14 protein-coding genes and 3 tRNA genes are annotated in these 16,468 nt (G+C 68.8%); 3 read left to right on the plus strand and 14 right to left on the minus strand.

Annotated elements, in window-relative coordinates:
• The first annotated feature begins 36 nt into the window (after positions 1 to 36).
• From ada to RTW82_RS13355, 3 genes are read left to right on the plus strand one after another with little or no spacing between them, the layout of a single operon-like run.
• Positions 37 to 1,170: a bifunctional DNA-binding transcriptional regulator/O6-methylguanine-DNA methyltransferase Ada gene (ada, locus tag RTW82_RS13345; protein ID WP_021221820.1), complete on the plus strand. Its 1,134-nt coding sequence runs from the start codon at positions 37 to 39 to the stop codon at positions 1,168 to 1,170.
• Positions 1,167 to 1,781, plus strand: a complete 615-nt coding sequence (locus RTW82_RS13350; protein ID WP_316925368.1) for a 2OG-Fe(II) oxygenase — start codon at positions 1,167 to 1,169, stop codon at positions 1,779 to 1,781. Before ada ends, RTW82_RS13350 begins: the two co-directional genes overlap by 4 nt.
• 3 nt (positions 1,782 to 1,784) lie before the next feature.
• Complete coding sequence (locus RTW82_RS13355) at positions 1,785 to 2,066, plus strand: Ada metal-binding domain-containing protein (protein ID WP_021221818.1); 282 nt, start codon at positions 1,785 to 1,787, stop codon at positions 2,064 to 2,066.
• A 206-nt stretch (positions 2,067 to 2,272) separates the two neighbouring features.
• Here the strand turns inward: RTW82_RS13355 and RTW82_RS13360 are convergent, their stop codons facing one another.
• The 14 genes from RTW82_RS13360 to RTW82_RS13425 all read right to left on the minus strand — a co-directional run bounded on the left by RTW82_RS13360 (position 2,273) and on the right by RTW82_RS13425 (position 16,462).
• The gene (locus tag RTW82_RS13360) at positions 2,273 to 3,523 is read right to left on the minus strand and encodes an acyltransferase (protein ID WP_316925369.1); all 1,251 of its coding nucleotides are present in this window, start codon (positions 3,521 to 3,523) and stop codon (positions 2,273 to 2,275) included.
• A 25-nt stretch (positions 3,524 to 3,548) separates the two neighbouring features.
• Positions 3,549 to 4,295, minus strand: coding sequence for an SDR family NAD(P)-dependent oxidoreductase (locus RTW82_RS13365; RefSeq protein WP_021221816.1), 747 nt, complete (start codon positions 4,293 to 4,295; stop codon positions 3,549 to 3,551).
• A 29-nt stretch (positions 4,296 to 4,324) separates the two neighbouring features.
• Complete coding sequence (locus RTW82_RS13370; protein WP_316925370.1) at positions 4,325 to 5,095, minus strand: aldolase; 771 nt, start codon at positions 5,093 to 5,095, stop codon at positions 4,325 to 4,327.
• Positions 5,096 to 5,153: 58 nt separating this feature from the next.
• Positions 5,154 to 6,872, minus strand: coding sequence for a GMC family oxidoreductase (locus RTW82_RS13375; RefSeq protein WP_316925371.1), 1,719 nt, complete (start codon positions 6,870 to 6,872; stop codon positions 5,154 to 5,156).
• A gap of 56 nt (positions 6,873 to 6,928) precedes the next feature.
• Positions 6,929 to 7,693: an SDR family oxidoreductase gene (locus tag RTW82_RS13380; protein WP_316925372.1), complete on the minus strand. Its 765-nt coding sequence runs from the start codon at positions 7,691 to 7,693 to the stop codon at positions 6,929 to 6,931.
• Positions 7,694 to 7,728: 35 nt separating this feature from the next.
• Complete coding sequence (locus RTW82_RS13385; protein ID WP_021221812.1) at positions 7,729 to 8,454, minus strand: cupin domain-containing protein; 726 nt, start codon at positions 8,452 to 8,454, stop codon at positions 7,729 to 7,731.
• Positions 8,455 to 8,490: 36 nt separating this feature from the next.
• Positions 8,491 to 10,221 (minus strand): FAD-dependent monooxygenase, encoded by a 1,731-nt coding sequence (locus tag RTW82_RS13390; protein WP_316925373.1) that lies wholly within the window; start codon positions 10,219 to 10,221, stop codon positions 8,491 to 8,493.
• 22 nt (positions 10,222 to 10,243) lie between these two features.
• Positions 10,244 to 10,957, minus strand: coding sequence for a class I SAM-dependent methyltransferase (locus tag RTW82_RS13395; RefSeq protein ID WP_316925374.1), 714 nt, complete (start codon positions 10,955 to 10,957; stop codon positions 10,244 to 10,246).
• 35 nt (positions 10,958 to 10,992) lie between these two features.
• Positions 10,993 to 13,440, minus strand: coding sequence for an AMP-binding protein (locus RTW82_RS13400; RefSeq protein ID WP_316925375.1), 2,448 nt, complete (start codon positions 13,438 to 13,440; stop codon positions 10,993 to 10,995).
• Between the two features lie 55 nt (positions 13,441 to 13,495).
• On the minus strand, positions 13,496 to 14,293 hold the full coding sequence (locus RTW82_RS13405) for a class I fructose-bisphosphate aldolase (RefSeq protein WP_037022255.1): 798 nt from the start codon (positions 14,291 to 14,293) through the stop codon (positions 13,496 to 13,498).
• A 9-nt stretch (positions 14,294 to 14,302) separates the two neighbouring features.
• The gene (locus RTW82_RS13410; protein WP_316925376.1) at positions 14,303 to 15,628 is read right to left on the minus strand and encodes a 3-dehydroquinate synthase II; all 1,326 of its coding nucleotides are present in this window, start codon (positions 15,626 to 15,628) and stop codon (positions 14,303 to 14,305) included.
• A 585-nt stretch (positions 15,629 to 16,213) separates the two neighbouring features.
• Positions 16,214 to 16,289: transfer RNA gene (locus RTW82_RS13415), tRNA-Lys, on the minus strand.
• A gap of 11 nt (positions 16,290 to 16,300) precedes the next feature.
• Positions 16,301 to 16,377 (minus strand) — tRNA-Pro (locus RTW82_RS13420).
• 9 nt (positions 16,378 to 16,386) lie between these two features.
• Positions 16,387 to 16,462, minus strand: a tRNA-Asn gene (locus tag RTW82_RS13425).
• Positions 16,463 to 16,468 lie beyond the last annotated feature (6 nt).

Below are 16,468 nucleotides of genomic sequence, written 5' to 3' on the forward strand. Positions count from 1 at the left end.
ACCTGCAATAGTCAACGGTACTTCTGGATAGCCACCATGAGCAGGAACCCGCACGAAACCGCTCTCTACCTCACGGACGATCAACGCTGGGCAGCCGTCATCGCCCGCGACAGCGCCGCCGACGACCAGTTCGTCTACGCGGTGAAGACCACCGGCGTCTACTGCCGCCCCAGCTCCTCGACCCGTCTGCCCAACCGCAAGAACGTCGAGTTCTTCGATAACCCGGCCGCCGCCGAAGCCGCCGGCTATCGCGCCAGCCGCAGCCTGGCCGGCGACCGCACCAGCACCGCTGCCCGGCGCACCTCATTGATCGCCGAGGCCTGCCGTGCCATCGAGGCCGCCGACACGCCGCTGAACCTCAACCAGTTGGCGCAGCGCTCGGGCATGAGCCCCTCGCACTTCCACCGGGTGTTCAAGACCGAAACCGGGCTGACCCCCAAGGCCTATGTCTCGGCCTACCGCGCGCGCCGCCTGCGCCAGGAGCTCAGCGATGTCGGCACCTCGGTGACCGACGCCATCTACGGCGCCGGCTTCAACTCCAACAGCCGCTTCTACGAAACCTCGGACCAGCTGCTCGGCATGCGCGCCAGCGAATACCGCGATGGCGGTGCCGGCGCCTCCATCCACTTCGCCGTGGCCCAGTGCTCGCTGGGGGCCATCCTCGTCGCCCAAAGCCAGCGCGGGGTCTGCGCCATCCTTCTGGGCGACGACCCGGACGAACTGGTGCGTGACCTGCAGGACCAGTTCCCCAAGGCCCAGCTGGTGGGTGGCGATGCCGATTTCGAGCGCCTGGTGGCCCAGGTGGTCGGCTTCATCGAGGCGCCCTCCCTGGGCCTCAACCTGCCCCTGGACGTGCGCGGTACGGCCTTCCAGGAGCGGGTGTGGAAAGCCCTGCGGGACATCCCGCCAGGCACCACCGTCAGCTACACCGACATCGCCGAACGCATCGGCGCGCCCAAGGCGGTGCGTGCGGTGGCCCAGGCCTGCGGTGCCAACCACATCGCGGTGGCCATCCCCTGCCACCGCGTGGTACGGCGCAATGGTGATCTCTCCGGCTACCGCTGGGGCATCGACCGCAAACGCGAGCTGCTGTTGCGCGAAGCCAAGCCGGCCAAGGCCGCCAATGCCAGCGCGGCCCCTCGCAGCAAGCAGGCCGTGGCCCAGCCATGACGCTGGACTGGCCGGCACTCACCCGCAGCCTGGAAGACGACGGCTACGCCCTGCTGCCCGGCCTGCTGGATGCAGGCGCGGTGCAGCACTGGCGCAGGCTGGCGGAAACCCCAGGCGCCGGCCTAGCGCCCCCGGAGCCCGGCCGTGGCGAGTGGATCGCCACGGCCGGCACGTCGTTCGCGGACGCGTACCCTCCCGAGCTCGCCAGCCTGGCCAATCGCTGGAACGATGAACTGGGCGAGGCGCATCGCTACCCCCTGCAGGGCATCACAGTCGACGCACAGCTGTGCCGGCTGGAAGCCGGCGACTACCTGAACCTGCGCCAGGGCGACGGCACGGCCCTGCCACTGCGCATCGCCATCCTGCTGTCCTGCCCGCGGCAGGACTTCAGCGGTGGCGAATTCGTCGTCACCGAACAGCGCCCACGTATGCAGTCGCGCGCCACGGTACTGCCCCTGCGCCAGGGCGACGCGGTGCTCTTCAGCACCGGCCGCCGCCCGGTGCGCAACAGCCTCGGCCAGCTCTACGGTGCCGGCCTCAAGCACGGCACCAGCCGGGTGCGCAGCGGCCAGCGCCTGAGCCTGGAGCTGGACTTCCCCGCCAGGCACTGAGCCATGCCGGACAGAACCTGGACCCTGATCGGCGCCGACGGCCGCCCCTTCGCCAGCAACCGCCCCGGCACCCTCGGCGGCCACCGCCGCAACAAGCTCTACGGCCGCCTCGACTGCCGCAGCGCCCTGCAGGCCCTGGCCCGGGGTGGCTACCGGGCACAGCGGGTGTTCTTTCTTGACGAAGCCACGGCGCTCAGCGCGGGCTACCGGCCCTGCGCGGTGTGCATGCCGGAGCGGTACAGGATGTGGAAGGCGGGGGAGCTGGGTGCCCAGGATGACGCCTGATCGCGAATGAATTCGCGCCTACAAAGGTCCTCCGAGCCCCGCGTGGAGGTGACCGCTGCGTAGGGTGGAGGTCGCTCTTTACCTCCACCAGGCGGGGTCGAACAGGGCACGCCGTTATGCCCGAAGCGTTGCATTGAAACCCGCCCCCGCACGGTGGATGGGTGAAGCGTCATCCACCCTACCCAACCTCAGCAGCATGCCAGCACCTAAGGGGCCGGCGTGGGCGCCAGGGCTTGCGCGGCCGGTTCGGCGGGCAGGCGGGAGCGTTCGGTGATGCGCTTGCCGAGGGCGATCATGGGTTTCTCCACGGTGCGGTGGATCAGTTCGGTGGCGCCGAACACCAGCACCAGCATCAGCGCCGTGTACTGCGGCCAGAGCGCGTCGGTGATGGCGATGCCCTCGCTGCGGGTGTAGCGGAACATCAGCTCCAGGGTCAGGTAGAACATCGGGATGTGCACCAGGTAGAAGGTGTAGGAGCGCTTGCCGAGGTAGTCCAGCAGCCACTGCAGCGGCTGCGGGAAGACGATCAGGTTGCCCTCGCAGGCGGCCATGAACACCAGCGCCAGGGACAGCGCGCAGACCACCGGCACCGCCAGGGTGTTGCCGAAGCCGATGGCGGTGACGCTGCCCAGCACCAGCGCCAGCAGCGTCACCACCAGCGCCCCGGCGTAACGATGGCGGCCGGCACGCACACGGATGGCCTCGAACCAGCTCTGGGTGGTGGCCAGGTACAGCAGGCAGCCATAGATCAGCCCGTCGCAGCGGGTCTGGGTGAAGAAGAACACCTTCATCGGGTCGGAGAGGCTGAAGGGCCGCAGCACCAGGCTGACCAGCAGCAAGCCGCCCACCAGAGCCATCACCCGCGCGCGGGTGCTTTTCAGCAGCAGCAGGAACAGCGGGTAGAACAGGTAGAACTGCTCCTCCACCGACAGGCTCCAGTAGGGCGCCAGCGGCACGCCGCCGGCGATCTTGTTGTCCGGCAGCCAGAAGTTGAAGGTGTAGGTGAAGATGCCCAGCGCCGCCTGGGCGTTGTACACCGGCGGGGCGAAGTACTGGCCCTGGTTGAGGAACAGGCTGAACAGCATCACCAGCGCCACCACCAGCCAGGCCACCGGCAGGATGCGGAACACCCGGCGCACGTAGAAGGCGCGGATGCAGGCCGCCCGCTGCACGCCACTGCGCAACCCGTCCAGCTGTTCCAGCAGGGTGCGCGAAATGATGTAGCCGGAGATCACGAAGAACAGGTCGACCCCGGCCCAGGCGTTGCCGAACAGGTCGAGCACCGACTCGGGCTTGGGGTAGTGCATGGTGAAGGTCCAGGGGTAGAACACCTGGTACAGGTGGACGTAGAAGGTCAGCAGCACGGCGATGGCGCGCAGCCGGTCGAGTTCGAGGTTCCTCGACGAGCCGCCGTGGCCGGCGAGCCCGGTGGCGGGCAGTTCGGTCTTCATGTTCATGGTGTCTACCCCTGGCGGCCCGTGGTTACAGCTTGGTGCCGCCGTCGACGCTTAGGATGTCCCCGGTGATCCAGCGCGAGGCGTCGGAGGCCAGGAACAATGCCGCGTCGGCGATATCCTCCGGCTGCGCGATGCGCTGCAGGGCCTGGATGCCGAGCACGAAGTCGCGCCCCTCGTCGCTGCGCACGAAGCTGGACATCTCGGTGTCCACCACCCCCGGGGCCAGGCCGTTGACGCGGATGCCGCGCCCACCGAGCGCCTGGGCGAAGTGCAGCACCAGGGTGTCCAGCGCGCCCTTGGTGGCGGCGTAGGCGGGGATGTCCCCCACCGCCGAGCGCGCGCCCAGGGAGGAGATCAGCACCAGGCTGCTGCCCTCGCCCAGCAGCGGCAGCAGTTGCTGGACCAGGAAGAACGGCGCGCGCACGTTGACCGCAAACAGCCGATCGAAGTCCTCGATGCGGGTCTCCTCCAGCGTCGCGGTCTGGGCGATGCCGGCGCTGGCCACCAGCACGTCCAGGCGGCGCACGCGCTCACCCACCTCGGCGGCGAGGATGCGCGGCCCTTCAGCGCTGGCGAGATCGGCCACCAGCACATCGGCGCGGCCGCCCCGATCACGGATCTCGGTGACCACGCCGTGGGCCTCGTTGACCCCACGGTTGCAGTGCACCAGCACATAGGCGCCGGCGGCGCCGAGGGCCAGGGCGGTGGCCTTGCCGATGCCACGGGAGGCCCCGGTGACCAGGGCGTTCTTGGAAAGCAGGGATGGCTGCATGACGGAAACCTCGTGAAGAAAGTGAAGGGTCAGAAGGGCAGCTCGCGCAGGGCGCGGCGGGCGAAGTAGTCGAAGGTGGCGCGGCTGCGCGTGGGCTGGAGGATCCAGTCGTGGGCCTCGCGGGCCAGGGCCGGGTCGATGTCACAGATTTCCCCCGCGGCCTCGGCCAGCAGTTGCATGCGCGCGGTGCGCTCCACCTGCACGGCGAGTACGCAGGCTTCCTCGACACTGCGGGCGGCGATCACCAGGCCGTGGTGGGCCAGCAGGGCGGCGCGGCGATGCTGCAACACCGAGGCGATCAGCTCGCCCTCCTCGTTGCCCACCGGCACGCCCGGCCAGCGCGCGAGGAAGGACACCTCGTCGTAGAGCATGCAGCTGTCCATGTGCGCCACCTTCAGCGGGCGCTCCAGCAACGACAGCGCGCTGGCGTGCATGGGGTGGGTGTGGACGATGCAGTTCACATCCGGGCGCGCACGGTAGATCCAGGAATGGAAACGGTTGGCTGGGTTGGCCATGCCGTCGCCGGCCATCACCACCAGGTCCTCGTCCACCTCCAGCAGGTTGGCCGGGGTGATCTCGTCGAAGCCCAGCCCCAGGCGCTGGGTCAGGTAGCGCCCCGGAGCCCCGGTGCGCGCGGTGATCTGCCCGGCGAGGCCAGAGTCATGGCCGTGGGTGAAGAGCACGCGGCAGGTCAGTGCGACCTTCTCGCGCAGCGAACGCTCCGTGGCCACCAGGTGGGTGTTCATGGCGTCGACGCTCTTGTCGATCAGCTCGGCCTTCTCGGCCAACAGGGTCTTCATGGCGTTGCCTCGGGTTCGGGTTGGGAAGGCCCGCGCCACCAGGGGCGCGGGCGTCGGTTCAGGCCGTGGCGTGGTGGGGGTGCGAGCGGCGCTCCTCCACCAGTACCTTCGCGGCGAGCTGGGCGACCGAGAGCACCGAGGCGTGGATGTTCACCGCCGGCATCTCGGGGATCACCGAGGCGTCCACCACCCGCAGCCCGTCCACGCCCCAGACCCGGAAGCGCGAGTCCACCACGCTGCTGGCCGGGTCGCGGCCGGCGGAGCAGGTGCCGGTGTAGTGCAGGCCGGGGCCGGCGTTGCGGGCGATGAAGGCGAGCTTCTCGGCGTAGGTGCGCAGCGGGTCGGCCGGGTAGAGGCCGCCGTTGAAGCCGGCCAGCGCGCGGCTCGCGCCCAGGGCCAGGCCGCGCTCGAGGGCGAAGACCATGTTGTCGCGGTCGACGCGCTCGGCGAGGTAGCCCGGGTCCAGCAGCATGCTCTGGCGCGGGTCCGTGCCGGCCAGGCGCGCACGGCCGCGGCTGCGCGGCTTGGCGAGGAAGGGGATCAGCGTGTAGGAGCCACCGGCCGGCGCCTGCAGCGGGCCGAAGGGGTACTGCATGCCGGCCACCTGCACGTCCGGGGCGAGGTGCGCCGGGCCGTTGCTGTAGTACGACATGGTCGACACGCCGTTGGAGAGCTGCGGCGGCACGAACACCCGGGAGCGGTACTGCAGGCTCAGCAGCAGGTGGTCCTGCAGGTTGCGGCCCACCGCCGGCAGGTGCTGGCGCACCGGGATGCCCTGGGCGCGCAGCTCGTCCAGCGGGCCGATGCCGGAGAGCATCAGCAGCTTGGGCGACTCGCAGGTGCCGGCGCAGAGGATGGTTTCGCGGTTGGCGCGGATCTGCACCAGGGCGTTGTCCACCAGCGCACGCACGCCCCGGCAGCGGTTGCCCTGGATGATCAGGTTGGTGATCAGCGCATCGGCCAGCACGCTGAGGTTGGCGCGGGCCAGGGCCGGCACCAGGAAGGCCTGGGCCGGGCCGACCCGGTAGCCGTCGGTGGTGGCGTTGACCTCGGTGACCCCGGCGCCATTGAGCGGGCGGCCGGCATTCAGTTCGATGGTGCGCAGCCCGGTGTCGCCGCTGGCGGCCAGGTAGGCAGCGGTGAGCGGGTGCGGGTCGGCGTAGCGGCCGACGCGGATGCGTGACGGGCCGTTACCGGGGCTGCCGGCCGGGCGTGCCATGTCGTCATAGGCGCGGTGCAGCGCCTCGGCAGTCCAGGGGCCGCCGACATGGCGTTGCCACTGGGCCAGGTCGCGGGGGTCGCCGCGCAGCCAGATCATCGCGTTGATGCTGCCGGAGCCGCCCACCACCTTGCCGGCGGCCAGGGCCTGCTGGCGGTTGTCCAGCTGCGCCTGGGCGGTGCTCTGGCGGGCCCAGTCGGTGTCGCTGCCGATGTTCTGCAGCCACAGGGCCACCTCGCGGACCTTCGGCTGGTCGATGCGGTGGCTGCCGGCCTCGATCAGCAGCACCGAGGCGCCGGTGGCGGACAGGCGATCGGCCAGCAGGCAGCCGGAAGAACCGGCGCCGACTATCACGTAGTCGTAGTCCAGGCGATGGGCCGGGCGGCCATCGCGCTCACCGGCCAGGGCGGCGGCGGGCAGCAGGCCCATGCCGGCGGCACCGGCGCCCGCGCCGAGGGCCAGCAGGCGGGTGAGGAAATCGCGACGGCCGGAGGCGCCGAAGCCGGCTGCGCCCTCCCGGATGGCGTCGAGCGACGGGGAGTCGTTGTGCTTCTTCATGTTCGCTCCTGAACGGGGTCGGCTTCCTGGAGCGGGGGCGCGAGGCCCCCGCCGGTTCACGTGCGGGTGATGGTCACGCCGCCTTCCACGAACAGGGTCGTGCCGGTGACGAAGCTGGAGGCATCGGAGGCCAGGTACAGCGCCGACTGGGCGATCTCTTCCGGGCGCGCCATGCGCTTGAGCGCGTGGATGCTCTCGACGAAGGCCTTCTGCTCCGGGGTGGAGGCGGCGGCGCGGCCCATCTCGGTGTCGGTGCCACCGGGCAGCAGCACGTTGACGCGCAGGCCCTGGCCGCCGTACTCGGCCGCCAGGGTGCGGGTCAGGCCCACCAGCCCGGCCTTGCTCGCCGCGTAGGCGGCCATGCCCGGGAAGCCGACGCTGTGGCCGACGAAGGACGAGGTGAAGATCAGCGAGGCGCCGGGGCGCTTGAGCAGCTCGGGGATCTGGTGGCGCGCGCAGAGGAAGGCGCTGGTCAGGTTGGTGTCGATCGTGTCGTGCCAGCCTTCGAGGGAGATATCGGTCACCGCGCCCAGGGCGCCCATGGAACCGGCGTTGTTGAAGGCGATGTCGAGGCCGCCGAAGCGGCTCACCGCCAGGGCCACCGACTCACGCACGCACTGCTCGTCCTTGATGTCGCCGACCAGGGCGACGGCCACGCCACCGGCAGCGGTGATCTCGTCCACCAGCCGCTCCAGGGCCTCGCCCCGACGGGCCACGGCCACCACCTTGGCGCCCTCTTTCGCGAAGAGCTTCGCAGCCTCGAAGCCGATGCCGGAGCTGGCCCCGGTCACGATCGCGGTCTTGTTCGCCAGAATACTCATGTGTCACCTCGTTCCTTGTTGGGTTGTCCCGTGTTTCACGCCTGCTTGGCGGATTCGAACAGCCTGATCAGGCCGTCCAGGTTCTTGCCGAAGGGCGCCTCGCCCTCCTCCACCTTCTCGGCGTACTGCCAGAAGTCGGTGCTGAACATCATTCCGTAGTCGCGCGCCTCGCTGACCGCCTTGAGCTGCACGATGGGGTTGTTGCGTGCGCCACGGACGCCCGGGAGGATCGGCCGGGCGATGGATTCGAAGTAATCCTTGAGGGTCACTTCGGGGGTGTCGGGGGTCCACACCAGCCACATCATCACGGTCTTGTCGGAGATGTTGAGGAAGCCGTGGATGTGGTTGCGCCGGCCGAAGACCATGGCGCCCTTCTTCATGGGGATCATGCGGATGGTGTCGCGCCCGGAGACGTCCGGCGGGTTGTCCATGTCGGTGTAGGTGCGGGTGCCCATGAGCATCACCACGCCGCCGTCGGGGGCGTAGAACCACTCGTCCGTGCGGGTGTGCACGTGCAGCGGCGGGCCCGAGCCCGGGGGGATTTCCACCTTGGCCATCAGGTAGCGGCCACGGGTGGTCTCGCCGGTCTTCACGAAGCGGATCGAGGCGCCTTCCGGCTCGCCGTTGACCACTTGCGGGTTGGGGTCGTCCTCGATCAGGGCGAAGGCCGCCGCGTTCTCCTCGGCATCCTCGGCGTAGTCCGACTGCAGGTCCTGTTCCAGCATCTCGCCGGTGTCGAAGCCGGCTTCCAGTGAGCTCATACATCCTCCTTGCGGGTCAGTGACCCGGTCGTTGATCTAGCCAACCGCACCCAGGACGCTACCCAGCGCCTGGCCATCCTTCGGGCTCACGGCACAGCCGTGGCCCACGAGTTTTTCCAGTACCGCGCCGGCATCCTCCGGCACCGCATCGCCGCGCCAGCCGATGTGCTGGTCGGGGCGCACCAGCAGCAATCCGCAGCGGTAGCAGTCACGGGCGCTGGCCGGCAGTTCCACCACCGTCAGCGGAATGCCACGGGCGGCGGCGGCATCGCGCAGGCGCTCCACCGACGGCGCATCGGGGCCGTTGCGCAGCAGGGTGAAGCCACTGCCGAGCAGGTCGAATACCGAGCGTCGCGAGCCCTCACCCGCCGGCAGCCACAGGTGCGGCAAGCGCCCGCCGGGCACGGTGCTGGGCCGGTAATGCAGGGGGTCGTCCTCGGGCGGCTGGCCTTGCTGCCAGACGATGGGCGAGCCGTCGTAGCGCGCGCCCAGCTCCACACCTATGGAAGTGAACTGGCCACGGAAGCCACGCAACGAAACACCGAGTCGGGCACGGGCGCGCTCGCCCTCGGTGCCCCGCGCCTCGACGGCGGCAGGCACTTCCACCTTGCCCACCCGTTGGGTGAGCTGGCGCGCGGCCTCGGTGTTGCGCAGGGTGACCGGGCGCCGCTCCGCCTCGTAGGAAGCCAGCAATCCTTCACCGGCCCAGCCCTGCACCGCGGCGGCCAGCTTCCAGGCGAGGTTGGCGGCGCCGTCGATGCCGGTGTTCATGCCGAAGCCGCCGGTGGGCGAGAACAGGTGGGTGGCGTCGCCGGCGAGGAACACCCGGCGATCGGAAAAGCGCTCGGCCACCAGGGCCAAGCCGCCGTGCCAGACGGCGTGGGCCAGTACCTCGACGCCAACCTCGGCGCCGATGCCCTGGCGGATGGCGGCGATGACCCGGTCGTCCTGGGGCATCTCGTCATGGGAGCGCGCCTGGGTCATGAGCAGGAACTCGTCCTCGCCGTCCAGGCTGATCAGCAGCATGCGCGCATCGGGCGCCACCACGTTGTACATCCAGGCCTTGCGCCCGGCGAGGATGTCGCGGTGCAGCGCAGGGATGCACACATGGCTGGAGAACATGCGCCCGCTGAGGAAGCCGCCGCTGGAGCCGTCCGGCCCCAGGTAGCCGATGCCGAGGGTGCGACGGACGAAGCTCTGGCCACCGTCGCAGCCCACCAGGTAGTCGGCGGTCCAGTGCTCGATGGCTTCGCCGCTGGCGCTTTCCACGGCGATCAGGCGCACGCCGTCGGCGTCCTGTTCGAAGCCGCTGACCCGCCAGCCGAAGCGCAGCTGGATGTTGGGCCGGGTGCGGATGTGTTCGAGCAGGAAGCGCTCGACGTACATCTGGTTGGCCCGCAGCAGCGGCTCGGGCACCTGGTCGGTGTCCTCGGCGCTGCGCGCCGCCGCCATGCGTTCGCGCTCGGACGGCATGTCCAGGCGCGCCAGTTCCCAGGCGTTGAGGCGGGTGAAGTAGGCGACGTCGCGCGGGTGGTCCAGGGGCAGGCCGAGGCGGCGGATGGCCTCCGCCAGGCCCAGGCGCCGGTAGTGCTCCATGGTGCGCGAGTTGTGGGTGTTGCCCTTGGGGTGCCAGCGGGTGTTGCGCTCGCTGTTGAACAGCACCACGGGCACGCCGTGGTGGTCCAGGAACAGCGCGAGCATCATCCCCACGGGGCCGCCGCCGACGATGGCCACGGCGGCGTGCTGGGTCTTCTGGCCTGTGCTCACGATGAGCCTCCGTCGCTGCCGGTCAGGCGCCTGCGGATGCATGCGCACCCGGCAGGAGCTGGAGGATGTCGTAGCGCGGCGCACCCGCGCCCTGGCCGGTCACCGAGGACAGCAGCCGCGAGCCGTAGCCGTGCTCGGCGAGCATCGCCTCCAGCGCGCTGCCATCGCCCTGGCTGCTGAAGCCCATCAGCAGCAGGCCGCCTTCGGCGAGGTAGTCCGGCGCCTCGTCGAGGAAGCGCTTGTGGGCGGCGTAACCCGGGTCGCAGAAGGCCAGCATGATGGCCTTGTCGAACACGTGTTCCGCCTCGACGAAGACGAAGTTGGAATTCCAGAAGATGACGTCGAAACGCTCGCCCGCCTCCAGCACCTTGAACAGGTCGCCCTGGCGGACCGACATCACCCCGGTGACGCCATGCCGCGCCGCATTGGCGCGGGTGTTGCGCACGGCGGCCTCGCTGATGTCGCTGGCCACCACCTCGCGGCAGCCCTCCAGGGCGGCGGTGACGGCAGTGACGCCGGCGCCGCAGCCGATCTCGAGGAAGCGCCCGCCCCGTGGGTAGGGCAGGTGGCGGGTGAAGATGCCGGTGGACTGGAAGTGGGTCGGCGGGAACACCCCCTCATGCACCACGAAATCGCGGCCCATGCATTCGTATTCGGTCTGCCCATCGGCCTCGGCAGCCGCGAGGCGCTGGCGGACCGACGCCAGTGCGCCGGCCTCCTGGATTGCTTGAGTCATGCTGAGATTCCTTCTGTGGATAACCGGCGCGGGGCTCAGAGCCCGTGCCCGGCAGCGGCGAGTTGGCGATCGGCGAGGGCCGGGCGCAGCAGGTGCAGCACCTGGTGCCCGCCCTCCCCGGCCAGCAGCGCCTGGGCCACGCCACGCAGGTGACGCTTGAGCACCTTGCCGGTGGCGCCGACCGGCAGGAACGCCAGGTCACTGACCACGGCGACGGCGATGAAGCCCTCGGCGACAATCACGCCACGCTGGGCACAGGCCTCGTGCAGGGTGCGCAGCACGCGGGAGGCGATGGTTGCCGGGTCGCCCGCATAGCGGTCGGGCAGCACCAGGGCGACCAGGCCGACACTGCCGCTGCGGGCCGGGTCGACGCCGACCACGGTGACGTCGCAGACGCTTTCCACCTGCTGCGCCGCTTCCTCCAACTGGAGGGTGTGCAGGGCACCGGCGGGCGATTCGATGACATCCACGGCGCGGTCGATCTGGAAGAACTCGCCGTCCTTGCAGAAGGCGATGTCACCGGTGAGGAAGTAGCCGCCGCGCCAGGCGTCGACGGTCTTCTGCGGCTGCTTCCAGTAGCCGGAGGTGACGGTGGGCGAGCGCACGGCGAGCAGGCCGACATCGCCGGGCTTCACTTCGTCGCCGCTGTGCGGGTCGAGCACCTTGGCCACGGCGATGTCCACCGGGCGGCCGATGCAGCGCTGGGCGGCGACGGCATCGAGGGTCGATTCGCTGCGGAACAGCGCCATGCCCAGTTCGGAGCTGCCGAAGGCGTCGATGAAGCGCGATTGCGGCGCGCCTTCGAGTACCTGGCGGATATGGCTCTGGTGCGAGGCGTCGCCCATGGCGAACCAGCGGCGCACGGTGGGGAACTCGTCATGGCCGATGCCGCCTTCGACCAGCAGCACGTAGCTGCGCGGGAAGGCTGCCACCGTGGTCGGCGCAAAGCGCTGGATGGCTTCACGCAGCGCCTCACCCTGCTGGGTGCCGAGGACGAAGGTGGGGATGCCGTGGAGGATGGCGGTTTCCAGGTGGCTGATGGCCGCCGAGTGGGACTGTGGCAGGGCGCTGAGGAAGCGCTCGTCCGGGCCTTCGGCGAAGCGCCCGATGCGGGCACGCTTGCCCATGAAGAACTGCCGGTGCTCAAAGCGCACCGCCTTGGGCAGGCCGGTGGTGCCGGAGGTGTGGCTGAGCATCACCAGGGTGGAGTCCTGCGGCTCCAGCGGCCACCAGGCGGGCATGCGCGGCGCCGGGTCGAGGGCGGTGCGGGTGGCGTCCAGCACCGGGCGGCCGGCTTCGCGCCATTGCCGGGCGAAGTCGCTGGTGATCAGGGTGACGGCGTCGGTCACCAGGCGCTCGAAGCCGTTCTCGTCCATGTAGGCGATGCCGAACTCGGCCGGCATGGCCGGGTTCATCAGCGAGATGGCTGCGCCCAGGCTAGTCAGCGCCAGGTAGTGCAGCAGCGGCGCGAGGCCGTCTTCGACCGTGACCGCGACCACGTCGCCGGGCTTCACGCCCTGCTCCAGGTACCAGGCGGCCAGGGCCATGCGGTGGTGCTGCAGGTCATTGAGCGACAGGGCGCCGACCGGCGTGCCGCGCAGCAGGGTCAGGGGCTTGTCGAGGAACAGGAACGGCTCGTCGGGGGTGGTGCTCAGCGCCAGGCAACGGTCGAGGAAGTTGCCGCTGCCGAGGGAGGCGTCGGCGCGCAGCGTTTGCAATGCGTCGGCGCCCATCAGGGTGCTGGCGGCACCGAGGGGTTGGCTGCTGGGGCCCTGGGCCAGTTCGGTGAGCATGGCCATGCGCAAGTGCACCATCTCCTCGCCGATGGCGATGACACGGGCACGCAGGTAGGGCCGCTCGACGAGCATGCGGTCGATGATCTCGCGCATGACGATGGCGTGGTCCTCGTCCTCCTCGATGTGCAGCACGAAGAAGTGTTCGGCCTCGCGGGGCGCGTTGTGGCTGCGCAGAGCGTCGAGCACCGGGCCGTAGATCAGCGGGACTATGGCCTCGGCACCGAGGCACAGGGCGGCCAGGCCGTCGATGGGGTCGCTGCTGCGGCAGTGGCGGAACATGCCGTCGATGAGCTGGCGGGTGCCGGGCAGCAAGGGGCGGCTGCGCGGCGGTGCCGACATCAGGTCCATGGAGCGGCGGTACAGCTCGGCGTGGGAGATGTCCACGCTGTCGCCGCCGGAGAGTTCTTCGGTGAGGTTGCAGGACAGCGACTTGAACTCGCCCTGGTCGGCGATGCCGCCCATCAGCGCGCAGAGGTAGCGGGTGAAGTACTGCGAGTAGTAGTGGTGCTGGATGAGGAAGTGGCGCAGCTGGTCGAGGCTGACCGCGCCGTTGCGGCAGGCCACGAGGAAGGGGTTGGCGTTGAGCCGGCCCAGCAGCCCCTCGGGGAAGAGGTCCTTCCAGAGCGGCGAGAGCACGTATTCGTTGCGGGCACCGATGGGCGCCGCGTTGTCGTCGAGGTATTCCATTGACCTGTCTCCCGGGGTTGATCGCTTGTGGCGATCGCGTGGGGTTGAGTTCCGTTCAAACGGCGCGACTGAGGTATTCCGTCTCGCCCTTGATGCAGTCGGCGAGGCGCCGCAGCAGTTCGAGGGGGCGTGGGTGCTGGAAGACGTTGCGCCCGACGCAGAGGCCCGCCGCGCCACTGGCGAGGATGGAGCGGGTGAGGCCGAGCAGGCGTTCGTCTTCCGTGCGTTCGCCGCCGGCGAAGAAGATGCGGATATCGCGGCAGTGGGTTTCCACCAGTTCGGTGCAATCACTGGCGGACTCGGGCATCGCCAGCTTCACCGCGTCGGAGCCGAGTTCGGCCACCACCCGTACCAGGTGGCTGAGGCGCTTCTGCCGATCACTGGCGGAGAGCCCGCGGACCTTGTCGTAGAGCATGGTGAGGATGGGGAAACCGGCGCTGTGGGCGGCGTCGGTCATGGCGCCGAGCAGGGCGACGTTGTGCTGGAAGTTGTCCTCGGTGAAGTTGATCTGGATAGACACCGCATCGGCGCCCAGCTCCAGCGCCGTGTCGATGCTCGACACCATGATCTTGGTGTCGGGCTCGGGGGCGATGCTGGCCATGCCATTGAGGTGGAGGATGACCCCGGTGGAGGGGTGCAGCATGTCCCGCAGGATCAGCCGCTCGATCAGGCCCTTGTGGCCGATGACCGCGCTGATGTGGTCGCTGGCGATCCATTTCTCGAAGTCGGCGGTGTGGGTCATGCCGGCGATGGGCCCGAGGGTCAGGCCGTGGTCGATGGGCACGATCAATCCGCGCCGCGAGGCCGGGAACAGCAAGCGCCGCTCCCTCAGTACTCTGCTGACGTAGCTCATGGCGCGCCCCTATTTCTCGATGATCGATTCGTTGATCTTGATGCCCACGTGGCGGCCGGGCTCGGTGAGGTAGCCGAGGACCTTGTCGCCGGGCTTGAGCTCGGAGATGTTCAGCGGCTTGGCGGCGTCGGAGAAGATGCGCACGTGCCAGTCGTCCTGCATGAGGATGTTGACCCGCTCCTTACCGGGGAACTCGACCTCGATCAGGCGCAGCGGGCGCTGCTCGATCTTCATGCGGCCCACGGCGGCGCGGCGCACACGGCCCTTGGAGTTGACGATCATGATCGGCGAGCCGGCCTTCAGCTCACTCATGTAGTCGGTGCGGTTCTCGGTGTTGAACACGTAGCAGTGCACGGCGCCAGCGTTGACGCGGAACGGCCGCAGCTCCATGTAGGGCAGGAAGTAGACCTCGGGGCAGCACAGCAGCCCGCCCTGGGAGGTGCTGCCGACCAGCATGCCCTCGTCGGGTTCGAACAGGGTGGAGGCGTCGATGCAGGCGCGGTAGCCCATGCCCACCGGGCGGCTTTCGATCACGGTGCCGACCTGGATATTGAGGTTGGCGGCGCTCTGCGCCTGGGACATGCGAGCAAGGAATTCGCTCATCACGCCGTGGTCGCGGGGCGAGAAGATCACCCCTTCGGCGCCGTATTCCATCACCCCGTAGGAGACGATGGCGTCATCCACGTCGGTGGGCGCCTTGATTTCCTTCATCAGCACGGTGGAGGTGGACTGCAACGAGGCGATCACCAGCTCCAGCGGGATGTTGGTGGGGTCGCGGAAGAGGATCCACAGGTAGTTGCTGCGCAGCCCCAGGTCGATGGCGGCCAGCAGGCTTTCGCGATCGTCGACGTAGCTGGTGTAGCAGGTGAGCAGGCCGTCGCGGCTCAGTTCGGCCAGGACGTCGGCGTCGTTGTAGGCGACGGAGCGGTTGCGGGCGGCGACGCCCTTCTTGAAGTCCTCGAACTGCGGGCCTTCGCGGAAGGCCTTGAGCTCGGCCGCGTTGCGCAGGCGCAGCACCACGTGCATCCGCGAGGGGACGGCGGGGAGCAGTTCGGCGAGGTTGTCCATATAAAGGACGATGCCGGTGTAGAGCGAGTTGATGACGCGGACGAAGATGCCATCGTCGGGGCGGCGGGTCGCCAGCTGGGCGCTGTCGAACCAGACCAGCTGGCTGTCATTGGCGGTGCGTTTGCTTTCGCCGTTGCTGCGGATGTTGGTGAGCCGCACCGACGTTCGCTTGGATACCGTTTCGGGGGTCTCGAAGGCCTGGTCGGCGGCGTCTTCACGGATCACCGGGACCTCCTTGCCTTTCACCCCTGCGCTTGCGTTGCTCATGTTCCCTCCAGGCTGCGAGCCATTCCATTCAACTTGGTCATGTAGAGGCATCCAGAATCAGCTGCGTACAGCATCTGCATCGCGCAACCACAATCGGGAGTTCCTCTCCCGCTGGAACCGTTCTCGTGCACCCGGCGCGGTAGTGCGTCTGGGCAAGCGTGCAAAAAGCCGAAGGGGACGAACGGTTCGTCTCCGCCTGCTTTTGCGTGGAGCGGAGTCTTTCCCAGGGGCAGGGGCGAGGAAAGACCATGTGGGCGATGGGGTATTCACTGAGGGGGATGGGGCGCAGGCAGACGCGACAGGTCCGCAGGCAGACCGGCCGTAGACAGGCGAAAAACAACGAAGCGGCACGGACAGCCGGGAGAGAACCAGTCCCGTGAGGTCGGGTGTCAGACCCAAAAAGAATGTACAGACCTGCGACAACTCGCCGCAGCAGCGAATAGACCGCTCGAACACGGGACTCTGGAGGTCTGGCGCCAGTGCGCAGGTGCAGGAATGAAAGGCCGGAAACGAAAAAGCCCACCTCTAGAGGTGGGCTTCTTGAGGAAGCCTGGCAACCTGATGGCTACCGGGCATTCCTGAATATGGTGGGTCGTGTAGGATTCGAACCTACGACCAATTGGTTAAAAGCCAACTGCTCTACCGACTGAGCTAACGACCCATAAAAAGGAGTGGTCGGGGTAGAGAGATTCGAACTCCCGACATCCTGCTCCCAAAGCAGGCGCGCTACCGGACTGCGCTATACCCCGTTTGGAAGTTGGCTCCGCGACCTGGACTCGAACCAGGGACCCAATGATTAACAGTCATTTGCTCTACCGACTGAGCTATCGCGGAACTTCT

This window comes from Pseudomonas sp. zfem005 (assembly GCF_032621735.1).
GTDB classification, from domain to species: Bacteria; Pseudomonadota; Gammaproteobacteria; order Pseudomonadales; family Pseudomonadaceae; genus Metapseudomonas; species Metapseudomonas solani.

Excerpts from the sequence above, each read along its gene's own strand:
- ada (WP_021221820.1), top strand. The coding sequence starts at position 37 with ATGAGCAGGAACCCGCACGAAACCGCTCTCTACCTCACGGACGATCAA.
- RTW82_RS13350 (WP_316925368.1), top strand. The coding sequence starts at position 1,167 with ATGACGCTGGACTGGCCGGCACTCACCCGCAGCCTGGAAGACGACGGC.
- RTW82_RS13355 (WP_021221818.1), top strand. The coding sequence starts at position 1,785 with ATGCCGGACAGAACCTGGACCCTGATCGGCGCCGACGGCCGCCCCTTC.
- RTW82_RS13360 (WP_316925369.1), bottom strand. The coding sequence starts at position 3,523 with ATGAACATGAAGACCGAACTGCCCGCCACCGGGCTCGCCGGCCACGGC.
- RTW82_RS13365 (WP_021221816.1), bottom strand. The coding sequence starts at position 4,295 with ATGCAGCCATCCCTGCTTTCCAAGAACGCCCTGGTCACCGGGGCCTCC.
- RTW82_RS13370 (WP_316925370.1), bottom strand. The coding sequence starts at position 5,095 with ATGAAGACCCTGTTGGCCGAGAAGGCCGAGCTGATCGACAAGAGCGTC.
- RTW82_RS13375 (WP_316925371.1), bottom strand. The coding sequence starts at position 6,872 with ATGAAGAAGCACAACGACTCCCCGTCGCTCGACGCCATCCGGGAGGGC.
- RTW82_RS13380 (WP_316925372.1), bottom strand. The coding sequence starts at position 7,693 with ATGAGTATTCTGGCGAACAAGACCGCGATCGTGACCGGGGCCAGCTCC.
- RTW82_RS13385 (WP_021221812.1), bottom strand. The coding sequence starts at position 8,454 with ATGAGCTCACTGGAAGCCGGCTTCGACACCGGCGAGATGCTGGAACAG.
- RTW82_RS13395 (WP_316925374.1), bottom strand. The coding sequence starts at position 10,957 with ATGACTCAAGCAATCCAGGAGGCCGGCGCACTGGCGTCGGTCCGCCAG.
- RTW82_RS13400 (WP_316925375.1), bottom strand. The coding sequence starts at position 13,440 with ATGGAATACCTCGACGACAACGCGGCGCCCATCGGTGCCCGCAACGAA.
- RTW82_RS13405 (WP_037022255.1), bottom strand. The coding sequence starts at position 14,293 with ATGAGCTACGTCAGCAGAGTACTGAGGGAGCGGCGCTTGCTGTTCCCG.
- RTW82_RS13410 (WP_316925376.1), bottom strand. The coding sequence starts at position 15,628 with ATGAGCAACGCAAGCGCAGGGGTGAAAGGCAAGGAGGTCCCGGTGATC.